Source organism: Leucobacter shiyiweii, assembly GCF_052446065.1.
Taxonomy (GTDB): domain Bacteria; phylum Actinomycetota; class Actinomycetes; order Actinomycetales; family Microbacteriaceae; genus Leucobacter.
In genome coordinates, this window is record NZ_CM127080.1 from 1,904,760 (window position 1) to 1,929,065 (window position 24,306).

The 24,306-nt window shown below is 63.3% G+C and carries 23 protein-coding genes; 9 read left to right on the plus strand and 14 right to left on the minus strand.

What is annotated here, in order from left to right:
- Window positions 1-55 precede the first annotated feature (55 nt).
- From tatA to ACTNFJ_RS08805, 3 genes are all read right to left on the minus strand, one after another.
- The gene (gene tatA / locus ACTNFJ_RS08795; protein WP_435905936.1) at window positions 56-433 is read right to left on the minus strand and encodes a twin-arginine translocase TatA/TatE family subunit; all 378 of its coding nucleotides are present in this window, start codon (window positions 431-433) and stop codon (window positions 56-58) included.
- 33 nt (window positions 434-466) lie between these two features.
- Complete coding sequence (locus ACTNFJ_RS08800; protein ID WP_435905937.1) at window positions 467-850, minus strand: hypothetical protein; 384 nt, start codon at window positions 848-850, stop codon at window positions 467-469.
- A 128-nt stretch (window positions 851-978) separates the two neighbouring features.
- Window positions 979-1,335 (minus strand): sterol carrier family protein, encoded by a 357-nt coding sequence (locus ACTNFJ_RS08805; RefSeq protein ID WP_435905938.1) that lies wholly within the window; start codon window positions 1,333-1,335, stop codon window positions 979-981.
- Window positions 1,336-1,359: 24 nt separating this feature from the next.
- Here ACTNFJ_RS08805 and purD point away from each other — a divergent pair, with 24 nt between their 5' ends.
- From purD to purQ, 5 genes are all read left to right on the plus strand, one after another.
- Window positions 1,360-2,631: a phosphoribosylamine--glycine ligase gene (purD, locus tag ACTNFJ_RS08810; protein WP_435905939.1), complete on the plus strand. Its 1,272-nt coding sequence runs from the start codon at window positions 1,360-1,362 to the stop codon at window positions 2,629-2,631.
- Entirely contained in the window at window positions 2,628-3,569 is a 942-nt protein-coding gene (locus ACTNFJ_RS08815; RefSeq protein WP_435905940.1) for a phosphoribosylaminoimidazolesuccinocarboxamide synthase, read from the plus strand. The genes purD and ACTNFJ_RS08815 overlap by 4 nt, the downstream gene beginning before the upstream one ends.
- 194 nt (window positions 3,570-3,763) lie before the next feature.
- The gene (locus ACTNFJ_RS08820; RefSeq protein ID WP_435905941.1) at window positions 3,764-4,669 is read left to right on the plus strand and encodes a VOC family protein; all 906 of its coding nucleotides are present in this window, start codon (window positions 3,764-3,766) and stop codon (window positions 4,667-4,669) included.
- Window positions 4,670-4,779: 110 nt separating this feature from the next.
- Complete coding sequence (purS, locus tag ACTNFJ_RS08825; protein WP_435906214.1) at window positions 4,780-5,046, plus strand: phosphoribosylformylglycinamidine synthase subunit PurS; 267 nt, start codon at window positions 4,780-4,782, stop codon at window positions 5,044-5,046.
- On the plus strand, window positions 5,046-5,750 hold the full coding sequence (purQ, locus tag ACTNFJ_RS08830) for a phosphoribosylformylglycinamidine synthase subunit PurQ (RefSeq protein ID WP_435905942.1): 705 nt from the start codon (window positions 5,046-5,048) through the stop codon (window positions 5,748-5,750). Before purS ends, purQ begins: the two co-directional genes overlap by 1 nt.
- Before the next feature lie 230 nt (window positions 5,751-5,980).
- On the opposite strand, the gene ACTNFJ_RS08835 is transcribed toward purQ, so the two are convergent.
- Window positions 5,981-6,892, minus strand: a complete 912-nt coding sequence (locus ACTNFJ_RS08835; protein ID WP_435905943.1) for a hypothetical protein — start codon at window positions 6,890-6,892, stop codon at window positions 5,981-5,983.
- Window positions 6,893-7,024: 132 nt separating this feature from the next.
- On the opposite strand from ACTNFJ_RS08835, the gene purL reads away from it, so the two are divergent.
- The gene (purL, locus tag ACTNFJ_RS08840) at window positions 7,025-9,424 is read left to right on the plus strand and encodes a phosphoribosylformylglycinamidine synthase subunit PurL (protein WP_435905944.1); all 2,400 of its coding nucleotides are present in this window, start codon (window positions 7,025-7,027) and stop codon (window positions 9,422-9,424) included.
- A 42-nt stretch (window positions 9,425-9,466) separates the two neighbouring features.
- Here purL and tmk read toward each other — a convergent pair whose 3' ends face one another.
- From tmk to ACTNFJ_RS08875, 7 genes are all read right to left on the minus strand, one after another.
- Window positions 9,467-10,087, minus strand: coding sequence for a dTMP kinase (gene tmk / locus ACTNFJ_RS08845; protein ID WP_435905945.1), 621 nt, complete (start codon window positions 10,085-10,087; stop codon window positions 9,467-9,469).
- Window positions 10,088-10,122: 35 nt separating this feature from the next.
- Window positions 10,123-12,945, minus strand: coding sequence for a type I DNA topoisomerase (gene topA, locus ACTNFJ_RS08850; RefSeq protein ID WP_435905946.1), 2,823 nt, complete (start codon window positions 12,943-12,945; stop codon window positions 10,123-10,125).
- Window positions 12,946-13,107: 162 nt separating this feature from the next.
- Window positions 13,108-13,434 carry a helicase gene (locus ACTNFJ_RS08855; RefSeq protein WP_435905947.1) on the minus strand — a complete coding sequence of 109 codons (327 nt, stop codon included), beginning with the start codon at window positions 13,432-13,434 and terminating at the stop codon, window positions 13,108-13,110.
- Window positions 13,431-13,784 (minus strand): TadE family type IV pilus minor pilin, encoded by a 354-nt coding sequence (locus ACTNFJ_RS08860; RefSeq protein ID WP_435905948.1) that lies wholly within the window; start codon window positions 13,782-13,784, stop codon window positions 13,431-13,433. Before ACTNFJ_RS08860 ends, ACTNFJ_RS08855 begins: the two co-directional genes overlap by 4 nt.
- 57 nt (window positions 13,785-13,841) lie before the next feature.
- Window positions 13,842-14,198: a DUF4244 domain-containing protein gene (locus tag ACTNFJ_RS08865; protein WP_435905949.1), complete on the minus strand. Its 357-nt coding sequence runs from the start codon at window positions 14,196-14,198 to the stop codon at window positions 13,842-13,844.
- A 155-nt stretch (window positions 14,199-14,353) separates the two neighbouring features.
- Window positions 14,354-15,304: a type II secretion system F family protein gene (locus ACTNFJ_RS08870; protein ID WP_435905950.1), complete on the minus strand. Its 951-nt coding sequence runs from the start codon at window positions 15,302-15,304 to the stop codon at window positions 14,354-14,356.
- Window positions 15,282-16,343, minus strand: coding sequence for a TadA family conjugal transfer-associated ATPase (locus tag ACTNFJ_RS08875; protein ID WP_435905951.1), 1,062 nt, complete (start codon window positions 16,341-16,343; stop codon window positions 15,282-15,284). The genes ACTNFJ_RS08870 and ACTNFJ_RS08875 overlap by 23 nt, the downstream gene beginning before the upstream one ends.
- Before the next feature lie 250 nt (window positions 16,344-16,593).
- On the opposite strand from ACTNFJ_RS08875, the gene acs reads away from it, so the two are divergent.
- On the plus strand, window positions 16,594-18,585 hold the full coding sequence (acs, locus tag ACTNFJ_RS08880) for an acetate--CoA ligase (protein ID WP_435905952.1): 1,992 nt from the start codon (window positions 16,594-16,596) through the stop codon (window positions 18,583-18,585).
- 62 nt (window positions 18,586-18,647) lie between these two features.
- Here the strand turns inward: acs and ACTNFJ_RS08885 are convergent, their stop codons facing one another.
- Both ACTNFJ_RS08885 and sp36 read right to left on the minus strand, forming a co-directional pair.
- Window positions 18,648-19,121, minus strand: a complete 474-nt coding sequence (locus tag ACTNFJ_RS08885; RefSeq protein WP_435905953.1) for a RidA family protein — start codon at window positions 19,119-19,121, stop codon at window positions 18,648-18,650.
- Between the two features lie 3 nt (window positions 19,122-19,124).
- On the minus strand, window positions 19,125-19,298 hold the full coding sequence (gene sp36 / locus ACTNFJ_RS08890) for a Sp36 family protein (protein WP_435905954.1): 174 nt from the start codon (window positions 19,296-19,298) through the stop codon (window positions 19,125-19,127).
- A 99-nt stretch (window positions 19,299-19,397) separates the two neighbouring features.
- Between sp36 and ACTNFJ_RS08895 the strand changes: the two genes are divergently transcribed.
- The gene (locus ACTNFJ_RS08895; protein WP_435905955.1) at window positions 19,398-22,004 is read left to right on the plus strand and encodes a transglycosylase domain-containing protein; all 2,607 of its coding nucleotides are present in this window, start codon (window positions 19,398-19,400) and stop codon (window positions 22,002-22,004) included.
- A complete protein-coding gene (locus tag ACTNFJ_RS08900; RefSeq protein WP_435905956.1) occupies window positions 22,001-23,020 on the plus strand; it encodes a metallophosphoesterase in 1,020 nt (339 codons plus the stop codon). Before ACTNFJ_RS08895 ends, ACTNFJ_RS08900 begins: the two co-directional genes overlap by 4 nt.
- Window positions 23,021-23,130: 110 nt before the next feature.
- Here the strand turns inward: ACTNFJ_RS08900 and ACTNFJ_RS08905 are convergent, their stop codons facing one another.
- The gene (locus ACTNFJ_RS08905; RefSeq protein ID WP_435905957.1) at window positions 23,131-24,204 is read right to left on the minus strand and encodes an aspartate-semialdehyde dehydrogenase; all 1,074 of its coding nucleotides are present in this window, start codon (window positions 24,202-24,204) and stop codon (window positions 23,131-23,133) included.
- Window positions 24,205-24,306: the final 102 nt, after the last annotated feature.

Genomic DNA, 24,306 nt, shown 5'->3' on the forward strand with positions numbered 1-24,306 from the left:
AAATGCAAAAACGGCGTTCCGCCAAGACGAGCGGAACGCCGTTTTGCTTTGCGTGTTACGACTTGTCTGAACCCGGAGCTTCGGGGGCCTGCGGTGCTGCGGGGGCCTGCGGTTCGGCGGGCGGTGCGGGCTCAGCCGGAGGAGCCGGCTGCACTGGCGGCGTGGTGCTCTGTGTTGGAGCCTGCGGTGCAGCGGGAGCCTGAGGGGCGACCGGAGCCTGGTAGGCCGCGGGAGCCTGTGGCGCGGACTGCGCATTCGCGGATCCTGATCCACCGGCAGAAGTGTCGTCACCGTCGCCCGATACCTCTTTCTTGAGGATCTTCATCGACTGGCCTAGGCTCCGGGCGAGTGCGGGAAGCTTGGGCGCGCCGAACAACAGCAGGACAATAAACAGGATGACCAGCAGCGTGGGGCCGCTTAGGTTACCGAACATGTTTAGATCGCTCCGATCGATCGAGGAATGTGATTATCGTACGTCAGTATGAACGGCAATCGCCGCTCCACGGTGACGCTTGGCGATCTGACCGAGAATGAGGGCAAGAATCGCCCCAATCGCGAGACCGAATGCGGCGCCGATGAGCGACATGAAACCAGCAACTTGTGCGACCGTATACTCCGCATCAGGCGCAAGAGGAAAGAAAAACGAGACCGACGCGGCGATGATCGCACCAAGAATCGCGGCACCGATAATGACACGCCCAAAGCGCACCGATCTCTGCAGCCCAACCTCAATCTGCGTGCGGGTCTCAACGGGTTCGTAAGGCGCGGGATCCGCATACTCGGACGCTGGTGGCTGCACCTCATTTGCCGCTGACACACCGATCGCTGCGGCAGCCTCTTCGTTACTCATGCGCACATTCTTGCAGTATCGGCTGGGTGATCGCCTCTCCAAGCGTCAACCGCGTCGTGTCAGTTAGCTCGCTTCACCTGCGTTGGGCACCTCGCCAGCGCCGAGGCTGCACCCAACCGCTCAGCTGATTAGCGGATCAGCGGCAGCACTGCGGAAATGTCTGCCCGAGCCCCCGAGGCGACTACTCGCGCGTCGTCGAGTGCTGCCTGCCACTCAAGACGACCCGTGGCGAGTGCGATCCACGTGTCTGGCCGCATCTCGATCACATTTGGGGGCGTACCACGACTGTGCCGCGGCCCTGGGTAACACTGGGTGGCCCCGAACGGGGGAACCCGCACTTCGACCGAATTCCCGGGGGCACGCTCAGCGAGTTCCTCAAGCAGGTATCGCACCGCGGTCGCGACGGTCGTGCCCGAGTCGTCCCCCGCAAGCACTTTCCGCAGCGCCGCCAGCCCGTCCGCCTCTGAGATCCTGCGCTTCGCCATGCAGACGACACTATCCTTAGGAGCGTGAAGATCCTTGTCTTGGGGCCGGGTGCCCGTGAACACGCCATCGTCCGTGCGCTACTCGCCGAACAGGCCGAGCACGAAATCGTGTGCGCCCCCGGCAACGCCGGCATCTCCGCCGAGGGGGTAGAAACCCCCGAGCTCGACGCGGCCGATCCCGTCGCTGTCGCAAATTACGTGATGAACCGGGCGTTCGACCTCGTGGTGATTGGTCCTGAGGCGCCACTGGTCGCGGGTGTCGCCGACCCGCTGCGCGAACGAGGAATCCCGGTTTTCGGGCCAGGCAAGGCCGCGGCACAGCTCGAGGGGTCGAAAGCCTTCGCTAAGCGCATCATGGCAGAGGCAGGGGTGCCCACCGGGAGGGCCTCGCGCGTGTCAACTGTCGAGGCCGCGGCGCCTGTGCTCGACGAATTCGGGGCTCCCTACGTCGTAAAAGCAGACGGGCTTGCGGCCGGCAAAGGAGTGCTCGTCACTTCCGACCGCGATGCGGCGCTTCAGCACGTTGCGACGTGGACACCGCACGGCGAGGTGCTTATCGAGGAGTTTCTCGACGGACAGGAGGTCTCGCTGTTCTTCTTCGCCGACGGCCACAATGTCGCGCCGCTGAGTCCCGCGCAAGACTACAAACGCATCTTCGACGGAGACGCAGGCCCCAACACCGGTGGGATGGGTGCCTACTCGCCGCTGCCCTGGGTGGCCGACGATTTCGTTGCGCAGATTACCGAGACTGTGGCTCTGCCTACGGTTCGCCAGCTTGAGCGCGAGGGCACTCCCTTCATCGGTTTGCTGTACTGCGGGCTTATCGTGACCGCACAGGGCGTTCGCGTGATCGAGTTCAACGCACGCTTCGGTGACCCCGAGACCCAGGTCGTCCTCCCCCGCATGGTGTCTCCGCTGAGTGAGTATCTCCTCGCCGCAGCCTCGGGAACCCTCGCTTCCCACCCCGAACCCGTGTTCTCGAGCGAGGCGACCGTCGTCGTGGTCGTTGCGAGCGAGGGTTATCCAGGCGAGGTGGCAAGCGGCCGCGCTATCACAGGGCTCGACGGTTCGGGCCAGCTTGTTGAGCCCGTGCCCGGTGCGCACCTCGTGCATGCGGCAACGGCGCGCGATGCGGAGGGCGGATGGGTTGCCACGGGCGGCCGCGTGCTTGGCGTGGTTGGACGTGGGGGCAGCTTCGCTGAGGCCCGCGAGCGTGCCTACGCCGGGGTGGATCGCATCTCCCTTGCCGGCAGCCAGCACCGCACCGATATTGCTCTTCGCGTGGTCGACGCGTGAGCGCGCCAACTTTCGCCGGCTGGCGGCACACATACTCGGGGAAGGTCCGTGACCTGTATGAACCCGAGGGAGGAGGCGACGCCTTTCTCCTCGTCGTCGCGAGCGACCGCATCAGCGCCTTTGATCACGTTCTCGAGCCACCGATCACTGGGAAAGGTGCGCTCCTGACAGCGTTATCCCGCTGGTGGTTCGACCAACTCGACGTGCCGAACCATCTGGCCGACGCGGAGTCGGCACGGCGCGGCGAGCGGGACAACCCTCCTGCGCCGCCGGTGCCCGAGGAGGTCGCGAATCGCGCGATGCTCACGCGAAAGCTCGAAATGTACCCGATCGAGTGCGTCGTGCGCGGGGCGCTGACCGGCTCGGGGTACGCCGAGTACCAGCAGACTGGAGCTGTCTGCGGCATCGCGCTGCCCGCTGGCATCCGAGACGGCGATCTGCTTGATGTTCCGATCTATACGCCTGCCTACAAAGCACCGCTCGGCGAGCACGACGAGAACATCACCTTCGATCGCAGTGCCGAACTCGTGGGATCCGAGATCGCCGCGCAGTTGCGAGATGTCTCGCTTGCTATTTTCGCCAAAGCTCGCGAGCTCGCTGCCGGGCGCGGACTCGTGCTCGCCGACACAAAGTTCGAATTCGGACGCGACCCCGAAACCGGCGAGCTAGTGCTCGCCGACGAGGTGCTCACGAGCGATTCAAGCCGGTATTGGGATATGGCAGCATACGAGTCGGGATCCACACCCGCCGAAAAGATGGCGAGTTTCGACAAGCAGATCGTGCGCGACTGGCTGGCCGCAAATTGGGACAAGACCGGGCAACCGCCGGTGTTGCCCCGCGAGATCGTGGATCGTACATTCGCACGCTACGCGGAGCTCTACACGCGGCTCACCGGCTGGGCGCCACCAGTGGCCCCGCTCCAGCTTTCCTCTTGGTAGGCAGCCGACACCCTCGTCTGCGAGCTCTCTCCGCTACAAGTGGGCAGTAAACGTCGCAAGTTCCAAATTTTCCGACATCTACTGCCCATTTAAAAACCTCCGAGCTCGCGGATGCCTAGTGGTGACTTTTTTCATACTTCCATTTAGTTGAAACTTAAAGTAACATGGGGTGTAGCAGAAAAGGAAACCACCCCATGAGCACAGAACTTCACACCCACACCCCACAAGACCTCCTCCCCAGGGAGACCAGCATGGGCCCGGTCACTCTCGCAGTGGGAGACCTCGATCGCATGGTCAGCTTCTATCGCGACGGGCTCGGACTGAAGCTTCTCGCTGAGGAAAAGGGCACGGCGACCCTCGGTCGACAAGGCAGGCCGGTACTCGTGCTCGATCAGGACGGAACTCTCTCGCACGCTCCCGCCGGAGCTGCGGGGCTCTACCACACGGCGTTCCTCTTCCCCGAGGCGGCCGAGCTCGCCTCGGTCGTTGCCTCGGTTGCGCGGCAGTATCCCGGCCAGTTTCAGGGATCGAGTGATCACCTGGTCAGCGAGGCCTTTTACTTCGGCGATCCCGAGGGCAACGGCGTCGAACTCTATATTGACCGCCCGCGCGATACCTGGCAGATCAATCCAAACGGCGAGGTGCAGATGGCGACCCTCGCGCTCGATCCGAACGCGTTCCTGCGCACCCACCTCACCGAACAAGGCGCGGAGTCAATTGCCGACACCCCCGCCGAGATCGGCCACGTCCACCTCAAAGTTGGCAATATCGCCGCAGCGCGTGAGTTTTACGTCGAGACCGTTGGCTTCGAGGTGACCTTCGAGTTCGGCTCGCAGGCTCTCTTCGTGTCGGCCGGCGGGTATCACCACCACCTCGGCATGAACACGTGGGAGTCGCGCGGCGCCGGCGAGCGCACCCCAGCACTCGGGCTCGGCGAGGTCACCATCACGCTTCCGGATACGTCAGGTGCGACAGCCACCGACGCACTGGGAGCCCTCAGTGACCGACTCGCAGCACGAGGCATTGCCCGTGAGGGAGAGGGCAAAGAGCTGGTGTTTCTCGACCCGTGGCGCAACCGGGTGCGAGTTCTCGCCGCATAAGCTCGCTCAACAGTGGTCCGGGCGCCTCCGGCACCCTTCCCGGGCTTGTAGACTGGGGAAGGGTGCGCACGCACCCAATCCACTGTCGAGACGCGAAGACGGAGGCCCCGGTGCCCACGATTGTTGTTAATGTGATGCCGAAGGCCGAGCTGCTTGACCCGCAGGGCAAGGCGACCTCGGGGGCGTTGAAGCGCCTCGGACACGGGAAAATTCACGATGTGCGCATCGGCAAGCGGTTCGAGCTCGTCGTTGACGGCCCCATCACCGACGAGGTGCGAGATGAAGTGCGTGAGCTCGCTGAGCACGTGCTCTCAAACTCCGTCATCGAAGATGTGGTGAACATTGACTTTGGTGACGCTGAAGAGGCGGCCCAGTAATGGCGCCTCGGTTCGGCGTCGTCACCTTCCCCGGCTCACTTGACGATCGTGACGCCCAGCGCGCCATCCGCCTCGCTGGCGCCGAGGCTGTAGCTCTCTGGCACGGCGACCACGACCTGCGCCAGGTTGACGCAATCGTGCTACCGGGCGGGTTCAGCTACGGCGACTACCTGCGACCCGGCGCAATTGCCGCAATCTCTCCGATTATGGCCGAGGTCATCGACGCGGCGAACGCGGGCATGCCTGTGCTCGGCATCTGCAACGGTTTCCAGGTGCTGGTCGAGGCGCATCTGCTCCCGGGCGGTTTGATCCGGAACGCGCATCAGCAGTTCATCCGCCGCGACCAGAAACTCGTCGTTGAAAATGCAGAGACTGCGTGGACGAACGAGTTTAAGGTGGGCGAGGAGATTGTCATTCCGCTTAAGAACGGCGACGGCGGGTACATCGCGAACGACGAGACACTGAAGCGACTCGAGGGCGAAGGTCTCATCGCATTCCGGTATTCCGGGATCAACCCGAATGGTTCGCTCAACGAGATTGCCGGACTGACGAACGAGCGGGGCAACGTCGTCGGCCTCATGCCGCACCCTGAGCATGCGGTTGAACCGGGTTTTGGCCCCGACACGCCAGATGCCATGCGCTCGGGACTCGACGGGCTGCGATTCTTCACGAGCGCGATCCGCTCACTCGCCGCGCGCGTGTAAGAAGGGTCACGTAGAGGCGCACGCGAGCGCTGATTCGGATCTCTCCGACCGCCGCACCGCCTGCTGCACACTTCCCAGCGCACACCTCTGACTGCACACCTCCGACCCGATCATCGAGTGGACAAAAAAGCGAGCTTGCGAAATGCGCAAGCTCGCTTTTTTCCGCCTCAGCGGCTCGAGTTTAGGGCCACCCCGGCAGGGCTCTGAGCCGCCTCTCGAAGCGGTCGTGCCTACTGACCGCGCAGAACCGAAAAATCGGGCTGCCCGTCAGGCCCGACCGGCAGGGGGCGTCCGTCGGGAAACGTTGGCCACGGCAAGAGCTGCCCCGGCTGCGCGTCCGCCAGCGCGGGGCGCTGATCCACCGATGCGGGCGCGCTCTGGACAGGGGCCGACGCCTGCTGCGCGGCGACCTGGGCCCGCCGTGCCCCACGCGCGGCCTCCCGCTCACTCGCGCCGTACGACCAGCGCAGGAGGAGGGTAATCGCCAGGCCGAGCGCAGTCAGCAGCAGCGATGCCACAGCGATGCGCCAATAGAGATCAGGCACGATCACGTCAAACACCTCGATCGCCACCGGCGCGGTAAAGAGAATTCCGGCGACCACGGCGAGCACACTCGTCACGAACGCGAAGCGCACAAGCGGCTCCGGGCGCCCATTGCCCATCGAAATCAGCAGCTGGCAGCAGCCGATAACCGCGCGAACGACCGCGATGACGAGCACCGACTTCCAGAAGATATCCCAGCCCAACCAGAATCCAAAGGGAGTCATCCAGGTGACGATCAGCAGCAGCGCAAGGATGTAGGAGTTCGCGATCAGTGCGACCGGCGCATACCAGTCGCTGCGCAAGTCGCGGCGGGTGTCGATGGCGGTGAGTAGAACGAAAATCGCGAAGACGACGAAGGTCGCGAAGACCCGCTCGAACTTGCCCTCAAAATCGCCGATAAAGAGCAGAGAGATTGAGGCGATCGACAGCGCAGCGAGCAGGATGATGCTTACCTTCAGAAAAGTAGAGAGCTTACGGTGCTGCCCCGTCGCGGCAGCCGAATAAGGCTGCGCGGCGCCCGCTCCCGGGGCGGCCAGGTGAGGCGGCAGTTCAGTGGTCGGCTGCTCGGCCGCTGGCTGGGGGTGGATCGGCGTAGTCATACCCCCAGTCTTGTGGGTGCGCCTGTGAAACGCCAGCACTCAGCGCCGGCAACACGATATGCGTCGCGCCACCAGTGAGCGTGCCGGGCGATGTGCGATCCAGGCACCGTCGCGCAAAGGTAGGCTAGAGGGGTGACTGACACCACCTCTGCAGCGCCCGTCGAACCCCGCCCCGACACCGTCTCTGACGCCCGCGAGACGCCTGATCGCGAGCAGCCCTTCGAGGCCCTCGGCCTGAAGGCCGACGAATACGCCGAGATCCGCCAGATTCTGGGCCGCCGCCCCACCTCAGGCGAGCTCGCCATGTACTCGGTCATGTGGTCCGAACACTGCTCATACAAGTCGTCGAAGATGTACCTGCGCCAGTTCGGCCAGAAAGTCAACGACAAGATGCGTGAGCGTCTACTGGTCGGTATGGGCGAGAACGCCGGGGTGATAGACGTCGGCGAGGGTTGGGCAGTCACCTTCAAGGTCGAAAGCCACAACCATCCGTCGTACATCGAGCCGTTCCAGGGCGCGGCGACCGGCGTAGGTGGCATCATCCGCGACATCATCTCGATGGGCGCCCGTCCGGTTGCCGTCATGGATCAACTGCGCTTCGGCGACATCGACCACCCAGATACCGCGCGCGTCGTGCACGGCGTCGTCTCAGGCATTTCCTCCTACGCGAACTGCTTGGGATTGCCAAACATCGGCGGCGAGACCGTGTTTGACGGGGTATACCAGGCCAACCCGCTGGTCAATGCGCTCGGCGTGGGCGTGCTCAGGCACGAAGACCTCCACACCGCCAACGCCTCGGGCCTAGGCAACAAGGTCGTGCTCTTCGGCGCCCGCACCGGTGGCGACGGCATCGGTGGCGCCTCGATCCTCGCCTCCGACAGCTTCAGTGAGGGCGGCCCGACCAAGCGTCCGGCCGTGCAGGTCGGCGACCCGTTTGCTGAGAAAGTGCTCATCGAATGCTGCCTCGAGCTCTTCGCTGGTGAACTTGTTGAGGGTATCCAGGATCTTGGCGCAGCCGGCATCTCGTGTGCGACCTCCGAGCTCGCCGCGAACGGCGACGGTGGCATGTTCGTCGAGCTCGACAGCGTGCTGCTGCGCGACCCCACGCTTACCGCGGAGGAGATCCTCATGTCGGAGAGCCAGGAGCGCATGATGGCGATCGTGAAGCCTGAGAAACTCGATGCGTTTCTCGCCGTCACCGCGAAGTGGGACGTCGAGACGAGCGTTCTGGGCGAGGTCACTGACACGAACCGACTCATCATCAACTGGCGCGGCGAAGAGATCGTCAACGTTGACCCCTCCACAGTGGCAGTGGACGGACCGGTCTACGAGCGACCGGTTGCCTACCCTGCGTGGATCGACGCGTTACAGGCCGACTCTGCCTCTCGTCTTCCTCGGGCGGCGAACGCAAATGAGCTGCGCGCGCAGGTCATTGCAGTCGCCGCATCCCCAAATCAGGCGGACGTGTCGTGGATCACGAATCAATACGACAAGTACGTGTTGGGCAACACCGCGCTCTCCTTCCCCGATGGGGCGGGCATGATCCGCGTCGATGAGGAGACCGGGCTCGGCGTCGCGATCGCCACCGACGCGAACGGCCGCTATTGCCAGCTTGACCCCTATGCGGGCGCGCAGCTCGCGCTCGCGGAGGCATACCGTAACGTGGCGACTTCGGGCGCGGTGCCCACGGCGGTAACCGACTGCCTGAATTTTGGGAGCCCCGAGAACCCCGAGGTTATGTGGCAGTTCTCGCGCGCGGTCGAGGGCCTCTCTGATGCCTGCCTGGCACTCGAGGTGCCCGTCACCGGCGGCAACGTCTCCTTTTACAATCAGACCGGTGACGAGCCGATCCACCCCACCCCCGTGGTCGGTGTGCTCGGCATCATCGACGACGTCGCGCGGCGCGTGCCGAGCGGCTGGCAGGATGCGGGCGACCACCTGTACCTTCTTGGCGCGACTCGGGATGAGCTCGACGGGTCGGCCTGGGCCGAGGCGATTCACTCCCACCTCGGCGGCATGCCCCCGCAGGTCGATCTTGCGGGTGAGCGTAACCTCGCGGAATTGTTGCACGCCGCGTCACAGGGAGGGTTGCTGTCTGCCGCGATCGACCTTTCCGACGGCGGGCTCGCTCAGGCCCTGACGGAAGGGTCACTGCGCTTTGGCGTGGGCGTGCGCGTCTGGATTGACGAGATCCTGTCTCGCGACGGCATCGACGCAACCGCAGCGCTCTTCTCCGAATCGCAGGGACGCGTGCTCGTTTCGGTACCGCAGGAAGAAGACGTGAAGTTCCGCGGGTTGTGCGAAGGTCGCGGTTATCCCGCGCTGCGCATCGGCGTTACCGATGCCGTAGGTCAGGCGCTTGAGGTGCAAGATCAGTTCACCATTGCGCTCACTGAGCTCGGTGCCGCACACCGCGACACATTGCCAGCTCGCTTCGGAGCAATCATTGCCGAAGACACTCTCGACCTCCCCGCGGACGCAGCTGCGCGGCGGGCAGCGCGCGGCGGCCTCGGCCGCGGCATCTCGGAGTAGCTGCTCGCACCTCAGTGGCCCCGGGCGCGAGCCCGCGGGCCACTACGAGGCGAGCAGCGGCGCGACCTGCCCAATGATCTCCGCATGGAGCTCGTCTCGTGGGCGGGCTGCGTCGAGCACCAAGAAACGGTCGGGGTCGGCTTTGGCGAGCTCGAGAAAGCCCTCGCGCACCGCGCGGTGAAACTCGGCGGCCTCTGACTCGAGTCGGTCAGCCCGCTCCCCCGTCGCCTCGCGACGATTCTGAGCGAGCTCGGGAGAAACGTCGAGAAGCACGGTGAGTTGCGGCCACAGCCCCCCAGTCGCCCACTCGCTGATACGCCGAACCTCAGCGAGATCCAACGGCCGGCCAGCGCCCTGATAGGCGAGGGACGAATCGATATAGCGGTCCTGCACCACCGCGGCCCCGCGTTCGAGCGCGGGGCGCACGACCTTTGAGACGTGCTGGGCACGATCCGCGGCGTACATCAGCGCCTCGGCACGTTCATCTACGTGGTCGCCATGCAGGAGCAGTTCACGCAGCGCCGCGCCGAGCACGGTGCCGCCGGGCTCGCGAGTCTGAATGACCTCGAGTCCGCGCTCCTCCAACCAACTCGCAAGCAATTCGGCTTGCGTCGTCTTCCCAGCGCCGTCTCCGCCTTCGAGAGTAATGAAGATGCCGCTCACAGCCGGGCTCCTTTGTGAGATGTCGCGATAGTGGATCAAGCCTCCGCGGCGGCGGCCTTCGCGGCCGCGTTCGCTTTGCGGGTTTCGGCGGCCTTCTTCGCAGCGGCCGAACGCACCGGATCCACTGTTTTCTTGGTCGTCGACTTGGCCGCGCTCTTCTTTGCGGGAGCCTTTTTCGCGGGAGTCTTCTTAACCGCAGCCTTCTTCGCAGGGGCTTTGCGTTTCACTGGCCCCTTCGCACGCTTGATCGCAAGCAGTTCGACGGCACGCTCAAAATTGATGTCCTCCACGCTGTCACCGCGGGGAATTGTGGCGTTCGTCTCGCCGTCGGTGACGTACGGGCCGAATCGGCCATCCTTGACCTTGATTGGCTTTCCGCTTACCGGGTCAGCTTCGAACTCTTTGAGTGCACTGGAGGCGCGTCGAGCCCCATACTTCGGCTGCGCGAAGAGTTCAAGAGCTCCGGCCAGGTCGACTGAGAATATCTCGTCTTCGTTGGTAAGCGAGCGAGTATCGGTACCCTTCTTCAGATATGGCCCGTAGCGACCATTCTGTGCCGTGATCTCAGCACCGGATTCCGCATCGACACCTACGACGCGGGGCAGACCAATGAGTGAGACTGCCGTGTCGAGGTCGATCGTAGCTGGGTCCATACTCTTAAACAGAGAAGCGGTGCGGGGCTTTTCACCCTTCGGGAGCTCTTCACCTTCGTCTGGGAGCTCGGTCACATACGGCCCGAAACGGCCGTTCTTCGCAATGATGCGCTTGCCCGTCTCAGGGTGGAGCCCCACCACGCGGTCTTCTGCGGGCTCGGCATCCGCGAGCTCGTGAGCCCGCGCAGTCGTGAGTTCATCGGGCGCGAGACCATCGGGAATGTTCACGCTACGCGGTTTGAGTGCCCCGTCTTCTCCCACTTCGCACTTGTCGTCGAAAACTTCGAGGTAGGGACCATACTTACCGTTTCGCAGCGAGATCGCGTCGTCGATACGGATCGTGTTAATTGCCCGCGCATCGATCTCACCCAGGTTATCAACTACGCCGCGGAGGCCAGGGTGATCTCCATGGCCGTGGTAGAACTCCTTCAGCCAGGTGCTTCGGTCGGCCTCACCCGCCGCGATTCGGTCGAGGTCGCTTTCCATCTCGGCGGTGAAGTCGTAGTCCACGAGGGCTGAGAAGTGCTCCTCGAGGAGACGCACGACCGAGAAGGCGATCCAACTGGGAACGAGCGCCTGTCCCTTTTTCGTCACGTACCCTCGGTCACTGATGGTGCTGATGATAGCGGCGTAGGTCGAGGGCCGACCGATGCCGAGCTCTTCCAGTCTCTTGGTGAGGCTCGCCTCGGTGAAGCGAGGTGGCGGGCTGGTCTCATGGCCCTTTGCCACGGGGCTGGTGACCTGAAGCACTTGTTGCTCCGCGAGTTGCGGGAGCGCCACATTCTTCTCCGTCTCGCCGCGCTTCTCATCGCGTCCTTCTTCGTAGGCGAGAAGAAATCCGGGGAAGGTGATGACGGTGCCGCTGGCGGTGAACTCGGCCTCGGTTGGCGAGGATTGGCCTGCTTCGTCAAGAGTCACGCTCAACGTCACCGTGTCGGTGGATCCCTTCGCGTCTGCCATCTGACTTGCAACCGTGCGCTTCCAAATCAGGTCGTACAGCGCGAACTCACCCTGGGTGAGCTTGCTCTTCAGATCGCTGGGGCGCTGAAAATGGTCACCTGCGGGGCGGATAGCTTCGTGCGCTTCCTGTGCCCCCTTCGCCTTTCCTGCGTATACGCGTGGGGCCTCTGGAACGGTCTGTGCGCCGTAGAGTTCTGCCGCCTGGGTGCGGGCCGCTGAAATGGCCTGCTTCGACAGCGTGGGCGAATCCGTTCGCATATAAGTGATGTGGCCGTTCTCGTACAACGACTGGGCGAACGACATCGTCTGACGCGAGCTATAGCGAAGCTTTCGCGATGCCTCCTGCTGCAAGGTCGACGTGGTGAATGGCGGTGCGGGCCGTCGGGTGTGCGGTTTGGTGTCGATCGAGACGACGCGTGCCTCGGACCCCGCAGCCAGGAGAGCTTGGAGCCGCTCGGCGCGTTCCTGTTGGAGCAGGACCACTCCAGCTGACTGTGCTTTCGCCTTCAACTCACCGGCATCGGTGAAGTCGCCTCCGGTGGCGAGCCGCAACTTGTCGAGCCTCACCAACTTTGCCTCGAAATCAGTCGCGTCGGGCGCACCTTCGGCGGGCTGGAATGTTGCCGTCAGGTCCCAGTACGACGCCGAAACAAATGCTCGACGCTCCCGTTCCCGGTCCACAACGAGTCGCGTAGCAGCAGATTGCACTCGACCGGCGGAAAGCTTCGGAGCGACCTTACGCCACAACACAGGCGAGATATCGTACCCGTAGAGGCGATCTAGAATGCGACGCGTCTCCTGCGCGTCAACCAGCGCCAGGTCGATGTCGCGGGTATTCGCCTTGGCCTGCTCGATCGCTTCCTTGGTGATCTCATGAAAGACCATCCGCCGAACGGGGACCTTGGGGCTCAAAACCTCAAGCAGGTGCCACGCGATGGCCTCACCTTCGCGGTCCTCATCCGTTGCGAGCCAGAGCTCGTCCGCTCCCTTCAGTGCGCGCTTCAGCTCACTCACCGTCTTCTTCTTATTCGCATTCACGACGTAGTACGGCGCGAAACCGTTTTCCACATCAACCGCGAATTTGCCGAACGGTCCCTTTTTGAGTTCGACCGGCAGCTCTGAGGGTTCGGCAAGGTCTCTGATGTGACCAACTGAGGCAATCACCTCGTAGCCATCACCGAGGTACCCGCCAATAGTCTTTGCCTTGGTGGGAGACTCGACTATCACGAGCTTCTTGGCCGTCACGGCGCTCCTTTATTCATGCGTAGGTTTCTGTGCGCCCACAGCTTTCGGGGCTCACGCAAGAGGGTTCTGCTTCGACACGATACACACCAAAGGGTGAAAGTTCGGCCAGTCAGGCTCCGCCACGCAGTCTTCCTCGCGTAAACAGGCGCTCTTCACTCTCCCTTACTCTATGCCCGCTGGCCCGGCGCGGGTGCGGATCACGACCACCCCGAGCGCTGTACGGGCCTCCGCGACCACTGTCGCCACGCCCGTAGTGACGTCTATTGTGCATTCCGCGAGCGAGACTGAGGCCGCCGACGCGACCTCCGTTGCAAGTGCGCACGGATCTGCTGCGATCCACCCGCCCGCTGCATCGGCAGCGGCTAGCACGGCCGAGTCAGCCGCGGCTGCGAGTCGATGGCGTGTGTCAAGTGCAGCGGCCCCAGCGATCACCGGAAGGCCGAGTGCCAGTGAGGTGGCAGCGCAGGCGATGAGTAGTGGGGCGCTCAACGCACGTCTCGCCGCGTATCTGAGATCTCCGCGGGCCCTTCCGCGCTTCGCGCAGCACAGCCTGAGGCAGAGATCTGCAGCGCGGAGAGCAGGCCGACCGCCGGCTGTGCACTCAGCGCAACACAGTGCAGTGATCCGCGAACCTGGCGAGTCACATTGACCGTGACACCGGGCAGCAGCTGCGACAGCCGCACTGCCGCTGTCGCAGAATCCCCCCGGGCTTCGAGCCTGGCCACATCGCCTGCAGCGGAGGTCAAAGTCAGTTGCTGAGCCGCGAGCAGGATCGACCCGATGATGAGCACAAGTACGATCAGTGCGGCCGGCAAGACTACCGCGAACTCCGCGGTCACAGCGCCACGGTCGGAGTCACTGGCACGGTTAACCGGCAGCACTCGCTCTCGCACGCCTTACCCCGCCGAGCCGAGTGCGTTCTGAACGAGATCAACCAGCATGGCGCGAATCTCGCCCGAACGCATGATCGCTACGAGAAGCCCAGCAAAAGCTACCGCCGCCATGATGACAATCGCGTATTCGGCAGTCACCGCACCGCGGTCACTGCGCGCCAGTGCCTCCCTGCGCCACTGCGCCATCCGCGAGCGCGTGGTGCCCAGCAGCCTACGTCGCCGGGGCTGACGATGAGTCCAACCGGCATGCACCCAGTGCGAGGGTTTCGCCGGGTCAAGCTCGGAACCAGATTGCGCACTACTCCGTGCGTTTTGCGTCGCCGCCGAATTGTCAACCACGAGGGTGAGTGAAGTGCTCATACTGCTACCTTTCATCGGGCACGGCCCCGGCAATTGCCGGTATATCCATCGTGTCTCGGGACTCCCCAATGGCGTGCGCGGATCGAGCCGATAGCCCGAAACTGTGGACAAGGCGAGGATCTACGGTCGCTGTGCGCGAGGATTGACCGGGCCGGTTAGCGCGTTACTCCCCCCAACACGGAGAGCAGCACGGGTGTCACCCCGAGGAGCACAAACGACGGCAGCACACATATCGCGAGCGGAAGAAGGACGTGCACCCCTAGCCGCTCAGCCGCGCGCTCCAAATCCGACTGCGCTCGCCCTCGCGCGGCTTCCGCCTCCGCCAGCAACAGAGGCCCGACTGGGGTACCGAGCGTCGCGGCCGCGCTGCACACAGCAACAACCGGACCATCTCGTCGAAGCCTGTCGAGTTGTACCCACTCCGCGCTCGCCGCGTCCGCACAATCCGCCACACGTCGAAGCGCGACCCCGGGCGGGGCGCCTCCTCCGAGTGCAATCCAGGCGAGCTCGCATTCGAGCCCAGCGACGTAGTCGACTCGCTCGAGCCGAGTGACGATCGCCCGCGCCCACCAGACGCCCAGCGCGAGCAGTCCCAGACCGAGAGCTATGAGAATTGCACCCGATGGACTCAGCAGGACAGGTAGTGGATCGAAACCGAGCAGAGCACCTGTGGCCAACGCGACAAGCGGGAGCGCGGCGACAAGCCGAATTGTCGATCGCGGCCCAGCAAGCAACACTGCTCGCCGCTCGGCTAGCCGGTCGAGGGAGCGCAGGGCCTCGGCGAGCCGCTCAAGAACCGCCGCGAAGGGTGCGCCACTCTCTTCTGCCAGACGCCAGGCCGCCAGCACCACTCGCCATTCAGGGCCTTCAGGTTTAGGCGGTCGGATGCCATCTGCGGCGAGCACCGCCCACACACGACTGCTTGGCACTCCGCCGCGCAACAGGGAAGCCGCCTGCCCGAGCACGCTCGCCGCAGAAAGCTGTCCCGCAGCTCCTGCAGCGGCCTGTGTGCCTCTGACAGATGTGCTCGGGGTCTTGTACCTGTCGCGGCAGAGCACCCTGCGACGCAAGCGCATGCCCGCCTCAAGCAGGCGGGTCAGCTTCACCGGGGCTCCGTGGCTCAGAGATATCTACGACAGTAAGCAGTCCCTCGCGCACCACGAAGCGGCCGATCGCTGCAACGCGGTGCGTTCCCTCCTGACAACGCTCGACGTGCACAACAGCATGCAATGCTGAGGCCGCCTGCCTGGCGAGCGACTCTGGGCTCAACGACGCAAGCGCACCCAATGCCTCCAGCCGTGACGGCACGTCTGCAAGCCGGCTCGCGTGCAGGGTGCCTGCCCCTCCATCGTGTCCGGTATTGAACGCGGCAAGTAGCGTCGCAACTTCGGCGCCCCGACATTCACCCAGCACCAGCCGATCAGGCCGCATCCGAAGCGACTCCCGAAGGAGGCGTTCGAGGGAAAATTCCCCCACACCCTCCGCATTTGATTGCCGAGCTTCGAGCGAGACATGGTGAGGGTGCCGAAGCCTCAACTCGACGAGGTCTTCGATCGTCACGATGCGCTCGTGAGCGGGAGCGAGATCGAGCAGCGCCCCCAAAACCGTCGTCTTCCCGCTCCCCGTCCCGCCCGTGATGAGCAGATTCTTTCGATGGCAGACCGCGAGTCGCAGCCACCGATCATGCGCATCTGAACACAAGCCGCCCCGCACGAGTGCGTCGAAGCTGAGCGGCTCCAGCCGTGGCACGCGAACCGAGACCGCAGCTCCGTGAGCCGACACTGGCGGCAAGACCGCATGCACCCTGATTCCGTCGCCGAGACGCACGTTCGCGACCGGATTCATCTCGTCGAGATGTCGACCCCCGGCTGCGATCAGCGCCACGGCGAGTCGTCTCACGGTGTCGGGCGCAACCTGCCAACTCTCCACCCGCTGCAGCGCTCCGCCCGCATCTACCCAGAGTCGCCCGACCCCCGCGGACACCTGGATGAGTATGTCTCGAAGCTCCGGCTCATCGATGAGAGGGAGCAGCCCTCCGAACGCCCTCCGCGCCTCGAGCGAGAGCGCGGCGGATCTTCCCGACGGACGTTCGGGCGGCGGTCGAATGGGCGAAGCTGGGGCACGTGTGTCACTCAAGGCTGGCATTGTCTCAGCCAAGCGGTTCCAGGGACGCTTCCGTCTCCCAGATGAGAATCTGTGGAAAAGCCAGGGAGCTGTGCGCGAAGTTCTGACCGGTGAGCGGATGATACGCGCACTCAGTCGGGTCTGAGCGGAGCTAAACCGACCTCGGCAAGTTGCCACGATAAGAAATATATTTTAAGCTTTCGAGCACACGCACACCGGTGTGCGCTACGCACAGGGACGTGCAGGATCAGACAGACAGGATGACTGCTTCATGACCGACATGACCGACCACGGCAAGATCGAAAGCCATTCACTCAGCGTTGAGACGTATCCGCCGAGCATCGAATTCAAGTCTCAGGCCAATCTGAATGATCCATCGATCTATTGGAAAGCGGCCGAAGACCCTGAGGCATACTGGGCCGAGCAGGCACGCACACTGCAATGGACGAAGCCCTTCACGGAAGCACTCGACTGGTCAAATCCCCCTTTCGCGCAGTGGTTCGCTGACGGTGAATTAAATGTCACCGCGAACTGTCTCGACCGCCACGTCGCGAATGGGCTGGGTGACCGGGTTGCGATCCATTTTGAGGGTGAACCGGGCGACACCCGAACGATTACCTATGGGGAGCTCACGCACGAGGTGAAGCGCGCCGCGAACATGCTTACAGCGCTGGGTGTCGCGCCGGGCGACCGCGTCGCCATCTACATGCCCATGATTCCGGAAACGGTCATTGCCATGCTCGCGGTCGCGCGTCTCGGTGCGGCACACTCCGTCGTGTTTGGCGGGTTCAGTGCGGAAAGCCTGCGGTCGCGCATCGATGACGCGCAGGCTGAACTCATCATCACCGCCGATGGTGGCTACCGCAAGGGCCGAGTTTCAGCTCTCAAGCCCACGGTCGACGATGCTCTTGCGCTCCCGGGCGACGGCCGGCCACTCTCAGTTCACAAGGTGCTCGTGGTCCAGCGGACGAGCAACGATATTGACATGGTCGCGGGTCGGGACCTGTGGTGGCACGAAGAGATCACCGCGTACGAGGGGGAACATGAGCCCCAGGGTTTCCCCGCCGAGAATCCTCTTTTTATTCTCTACACCTCGGGCACCACGGGCAAACCGAAAGGCATCCTGCACACCTCAGGTGGTTACCTCACCCAGACAAGCACAACCCATCGGGACGTGTTCGATCTGAAGCCAGAGTCCGACGTGTACTGGTGCACCGCTGACGTCGGGTGGATCACCGGCCACAGCTATGTGGTCTACGCGCCACTCGCGAACGGCGCTACCCAAGTGATTTACGAGGGCACCCCAGACACCCCCGACTGGGGTCGCTGGTGGGAGATTGTGCAGAAGTACCGCGTCAGCATTTTGTACACCGCGCCCACCGCGATCCGCTCGTTCATGAAGGTCGGCCGCCAGGTTCCCGAGCAGTACGACCTCTCGAGCATTCGCGTGCTCGGAAGCGTCGGTGAGCCGATCAACCCCGAAGCGTGGCGCTGGTACCACGAGGTCATCGGCGGCGGGAAAGCTCCGATTGTCGATACCTGGTGGCAGACCGAGACCGGGGCCATCATGATCGCCCAACTCCCCGGACTCACCGCAGCGAAGCCGGGGAGCGCGCAGGTTCCACAGCCGGGCATCTCGATCGATGTCGTCGACGACGCGGGAAACCGAGTGGATCGCGGCCAAGGCGGGCTGCTCTCCGTTGCTCGCCCGTGGCCGAGCATGGTGCGCACCATTTGGGGAGATCCCGATCGCTTCGTCGATACCTACTGGTCGAAGTTCGATGATCGCTACTTCGCTGGCGACGGCGCTCGGGTGGACGAGGACGGTGACCTCTGGCTCCTCGGCCGCGTCGACGACGTCATGAACGTGTCGGGACATCGACTCTCGACCGCCGAGATCGAGTCGGCGCTAGTCGAGCATCACGCGGTCGCCGAGGCGGCCGTTGTGGGTGCCGATGATGAGACGACTGGCCAGGCTGTTGTGGCATTTGTGATTTTGAAATCACAGCAGCAGCTTCTGACCGAAGAGGATGCGGAGGCCGTTCTGAAGAAGCACGTCGCGGGAGCCATCGGTGCGATCGCCCGCCCGCGTCAGGTCTTCGTCGTGAACGAGCTTCCGAAGACTCGCTCGGGCAAGATCATGCGACGCCTCCTCAAAGATGCGGCCGAAGGTCGCGACATCGGTGACACGACCACGCTCGCCGATACCTCAGTGATGCAGGTCATTTCACAGCGAGTGCGCAGCGAGCAAGCGGCCCTGTAGCCGCGCGCAAAAACGGGGGTGGATCACGCTGCGTGATCCACCCCCGTTTTTGCGTTCAAGAACTAGTCTGCAACCTCGAACACAAACTCAATCTCGACCGGCGCATCGAGGGGCAGAACCGCCACTCCCACGGCAGATCGCACATGGATACCGATGTCCCCGAATACGCGGCCCAGAAACACGGAAGCCCCATTTGCGACCGCCGGTTGCGCGGTGAAGGAGGGGTCCGAGGCCACAAAGGCCGTAACCTTCACCACCTGGGTGATCTTGTCGAGTGAACCCAACACGCCACGCGCGGCGGCGAGCCCGTTGAGTGCGCACTGACGAGCAAGGTCTTCGGCCTGCTCTGCCGAGACCAAACCCTCGCCGTCGCCGACTTTACCGGTCGCGGGCAACGTCCCGTCGACGAACGGAAGCTGGCCGCTCGTGTAGACCAAGTTGCCACGGCGCAACGCGGGTACATACGCGGCTACGGGAGCTGCAACTGACGGTACTTCGTAGCCGAGTTCGCGAAGACGATCTTCAATAACGGACAAGGATCAGGCCTTTCTCTTCATATACGCAACGTTTCCGCCGGCAGGACCAGCGATAATCTGCACCAGTTCCCAGCCCTGCCCACCCCAGTTGTTGAGAATCTGCGCTTCGTTATGAAGCAGCAATGGGGTGACGAAATACTCCCAACGCTGCGGTTCGGTTTCTTGGATTTCGCTCAAGGTGTCCTCCTGTATATCTGATGCCGGTGACGCCTGGCGCTCGGCACCTGTGGGGCTATCGCGCACGTATTATCAGGTGCGTCGCATACGATTTATCCTATGGCCTCCCAGTCACCTCAATCATCGCGCGCAAAGCGCAGCAACGTGCGCACCGCGAAACCCCGTACTGCCGGTGGTGCGCTTGGCGGAATCCTCGGCACCATCGTCATGAGCGTAGTTGCCGGCATCCTCCTCACGGCTGCCGTCACTCCCGTCGTTGCACTGAGCGGTGCGGCGGCCAGCTCGGCGATCAGCATCTTCGAAGAGCTCCCGAACCACCTGAATCCCGGGCGTTTGGCGCTTCCGTCGACCATCTACGCAACGCAGTCGGACGGCACCCCGGTCGAGATCGCGACGTTCTACGCGCAGGACCGAGAAATGGTGGGTTGGGATCAGATCTCTCAGCACGTGAAAGATGCGGCGGTCGCTGAGGAAGATCCCCGGTTCTATACACATGGTGGCGTTGACGTACTGGCAACCAGCCGTGCAGTCCTGCAAAACGTGGCGGGCCAAGGATTTTCTGGAGCCTCGACCATCACGATGCAGTATGTGCGCAACGTTCTGATTCAGGAGGCGGAGGCGATCTCCGATCCAGAAGAGAGCAAGCTCGCATACGAGGCTGCAATGAAGCAGTCGATCGACCGCAAGCTGCAAGAAATGCGCTACGCAGTGAGCCTCGAAAAGGTGTACTCGAAAGACGAAATCTTGCTGGGCTACCTCAACATTGCCCTGTTCGGCCGTCAGATCTACGGCATCGAGTCCGCGGCTCATTATTACTACGCTAAACCGGCCTCCGAACTGACCATCGCAGAGAGTGCGAGCCTCGTAGCCATCGTGAACAACCCGTCGCGCTACCAGATCGATATCGCTGAAAACATCCCGGCGAATCAGGAGCGCCGCGACAAGATCATCGGCTCAATGCTGCGTGAAGGCCGCATCACTCAGGCACAGCACGATGAGGCCGTTGCTACCGAGGTGACCCCGGTCATCACACCGCGCGTTTCAGGGTGCGCCGTCGCCGAGAACATCGGGCTCGGCCACTTCTGCAACTACGTGCAGCTCTATATTCAGAACGACCCGAGCTTTGGCAGCACCGGGGAAGAGCGCAACTTCAACTTCCTGCGCGGCGGCTACAAGATCATGACCACGATTGACCTCGATATGCAGGCCGCCGGACTAGCGGCAGTGCAGTCGGTGGTTCCAGCCCAGATGGACGGCATCGACGTCGGTTCGGCGAGTTCAAGCGTAGAGGTCGGCACCGGTCGCGTGCTTGCGATGGTGCAGAACCGACCGTTCAGCAACGATCCGGCTGTGCTCGAAGCAAATCCCGGTTATACCAGCATTAATTACAACACCGATTTCGAGTACGGCGGATCGAGCGGCTTCCAGGTCGGGTCGACCTTTAAGCCCATCACCTTGGCCGAGTGGCTCCGCACCGGGCACTCGGTACGCGAAATCGTCAACGCAAACGGCCGCACGGTGCAAGAGAGCACCTTCCGCGCCTCGTGCTTGGGGGGTATCTACGGCTCCGGTAGCTTCACCTTTCAAAACGATCAGGGAACCCAACGGGGTAATCAGTCAGTTCTGAATGTCATTGCCCAGTCCATTAACGGCGGCATCGTGACAATGCAGCAAAAGATGGATCTGTGTGACACGTTCGAGACTGCGAAGAATTTGGGCATCCACCGCGCAAGCCCGCAGACCCTGCCTGGCCTGACGAACACCGGCACGACCGATCTCACCATCGTTCCTTCAAACGTCTACGGCGGCATCGACGAGATCGCGCCGATCACCATGGCGGGCGCATTCGCGGCATTTGCTGGCGGCGGCCAGGTCTGCACCCCCGTGCCGATTGATTCGATTACCGGCCCAGAGGGCGAAGAGGTGACCTTCACCAAGAGCAAGTGCCAGAGCGGCATCTCCCCCGAGGTGGCGGCCGGCGTGGCGTATGCGCTCGAGTACACGGTGAATAGTGGCCTCGCCACACACGCACGCTCGGCGATTGGCGTTCCCCACCTCGCAAAAACCGGCACGACCGACGACGTGGTCGATAACTGGACCGTCGGCGCGAGCACTCGGGTGGCTACCGCCACATGGGTGGGCAACGTCACCGGTAAAGTTTCGACGATGTTGTTCGGGCGATTCACTGGAATCATGGTCGCCGACCAGAGCATCTGGCCAGCAATCATGAACGTGGCGGACTCTAAGTACGGCGGGGAGGCGTTCCCGGCTCCCCCGCAGACGGCACTCAAGGTCTCAACCTCACAGATCCCCGATGTGCGGGGAAAGACCTTCGAGGAGGCGACGCAGTTACTCACGGCGGCCGGGTTCGAGGTGACCGATGGCGGCGAACAAGACTCATCTGTTCCCGCTGGCTTCGTTTCCGCAACAAACCCCGATGGTGGGACTGAAACGATCGCGGGTTCTGCGGTGACCGTATACCGGAGCAATGGAAGCATGTCGACCGTTCCTGAAATCGCCGCCGGAAGTACGGGCGACGCGGCGAGAGCCACCCTGCAAGCTGCCGGTTTCTCGGATGTCTCCGTGCGCTGCGATGCTGGTAATACCGGCAACCCGGGCAGTAAACCTTTCGTCTCGGTTGATCCGGGCGTGGGCACCGAAGCGAAGCGCGACAACCAAGTGCGCATTACGGTCGACTGTTCATGACGTGTCGTCGCGCTGGCGGGTCCGACACCCACCTCAGAACGCGTCAGCCCGCGGGCGGAGGTGGCAGCAAAGCCGTCGCTGCCATTGGTCTGGCCGTTGGTTCGGTTGCCCTCTGGGCGACCGCTGTCGAACCGCAGCTCTTCACCCTGAGACGTCACTCGGTTGCGCTCCTCCCCGCCGGGCATGCGCCGCTTCGCGTGTTGCAGCTTTCTGACCTGCACCTCGCGCCCTGGCAACATCGGAAAATCGGCTGGGTGCGGAGTCTCGCCGAGTTGCGACCCGATCTTGTAGTACTCACGGGCGATCAGATGGGCCACCGGTCAGCACGGAAGCCCCTGCTCCATGCTCTGCAGACGTTCGCCGAGGCGGGCATCCCTGGTGTGTTCGTGCATGGTTCAAACGACTACTACAGTCCGGTGATCAAGAACCCGCTGAACTATCTTCGGGAGCCGAGTCGCAAGGGATCACGCCGCCCAGACATCGACACCGCCGCTCTGACTCGCGGGCTGACCGACGACCTGGGGTTCTCAGACCTCAACAACGCGGCTACGAAGCTCATCTTGCGCGGTACCTCGCTCGAAATTTTCGGACTCGGCGATCCGCACATTCGCTACAACGATGCGGTGAAAATGCGGGAGTCGCTTGCTGCCGCGCGTAGCGAGAGTTCGACTGCAGCCGACGAAGCGAGTTCCGGGTCACCGAATCACCCTCCGCGGCTCGGAGTTGTACATGCGCCTTACCAGGGCGCACTTAACGACTTGCTCGACGTGGGTGCAGACTTCATCTTCGCGGGACACACGCACGGCGGCCAGGTGCGCGTGCCCGGGGTGGGCGCACTCACCGCGAACTGCGACCTACCCACCGAGCAGGCCCGCGGCCTCAGCGTCTGGTACGACGCGGAGCGCGCGGCTTTCCTCAATGTGAGTGCCGGTCTTGGTGCGTCAATCTATGCCCCAATTCGCTTCGCATGCCGCCCGGAGGCATCACTCATCACACTGGAAGCCGTGCGCGACTAGCGTTTCGTAGCAGCAGTGGCGTCGCGCGACCTGAAGTGGTCGTGAGTGGTCTCTTCCCGGCTGGGATAGCGACCGCCCACGCCCACTCAGGATCAGGACCGAGGTGCTCCTTAGGAGGCGAGGAGCTTCTTCGCGACAAGCTCTGCAATCTGCACCGCGTTTAGCGCGGCACCCTTGCGCAGGTTGTCGTTCGAGAGGAAGAGCGCGATCCCCCGCCCTTCCGGCGCTGACTGATCTTCGCGAATGCGACCCACAAAACTCGGATCCTGACCAGCGGCCTCAAGCGGTGTGGGAACGTCGCTGAGCGCGACTCCAGGCGCTGTGGCAAGCACCTCAGTCGCGCGAGCGGCCGAGAGCGGGCGCGCGAATTCTGCGTTCACTGCAAGCGAATGCCCGGTGAAGACCGGCACTCGCACGCAGGTGCCAGCCACCCTAAGATCAGGCAGCTCGAGGATCTTGCGACTCTCGTTACGGAGCTTCTTTTCTTCGTCGGTCTCGCCCTGGCCGTCGTCGACAATCGATCCCGCGAGTGGCACCACGTCGAATGCGATGTGCTTCGCGTAGATCGTGGGCTCTGGCATCGTCACCGCACGTCCATCGTGCACGAGGCTTTCGATTCCTCCAGCTTCAACCGCAGCGGTGATCTGCCCGGCGAGTTCCTTCGCGCCGGCAAGACCTGATCCCGAGACAGCCTGAAAAGTGGTCACGACCAATCGTTCCAACCCAGCCTCGGCATCAAGCGCCTTGAGCACCGGCATTGCCGCCATGGTGGTGCAGTTCGGGTTAGCGATAATGCGCTTCGCGCCCGGGGCAAGCGCCTCGTCGATCGCGTGAGGGTTCACTTCGCTCACCACAAGCGGCACCGACGGATCGAGTCGCCACGCGCTCGAGTTGTCGATGACCACCGCACCTGCGTCAGCGAACTTCGCGGCGTATTGCTTAGATGCCGCTCCACCCGCCGAGAAAAGTGCGATATCGATTCCTGCCACATCGGCAGTGTCAACGTCTTCCACGACGATTGGCTCCCCGCGGAAGTTGATGGTCGTTCCAGCGGAACGTGCGCTGGAGAAGAAGCGCAGTCGCGTGAAAGGCAGATCTCGCTCGTCGAGCAGACGACGCATCACGCCGCCGACCTGGCCGGTGGCGCCGACGACGGCAACGGTCAAACTCTGTGTTTCAGCCATCACAGGCTCCTGTCTCTGTGCGAGGTGGCGCCATCTCGGTCGACCCGCCTCTGATGTGGTGGGTGGATCACGCCGCGCGATCCACCAGCAAAAGAATTGTGT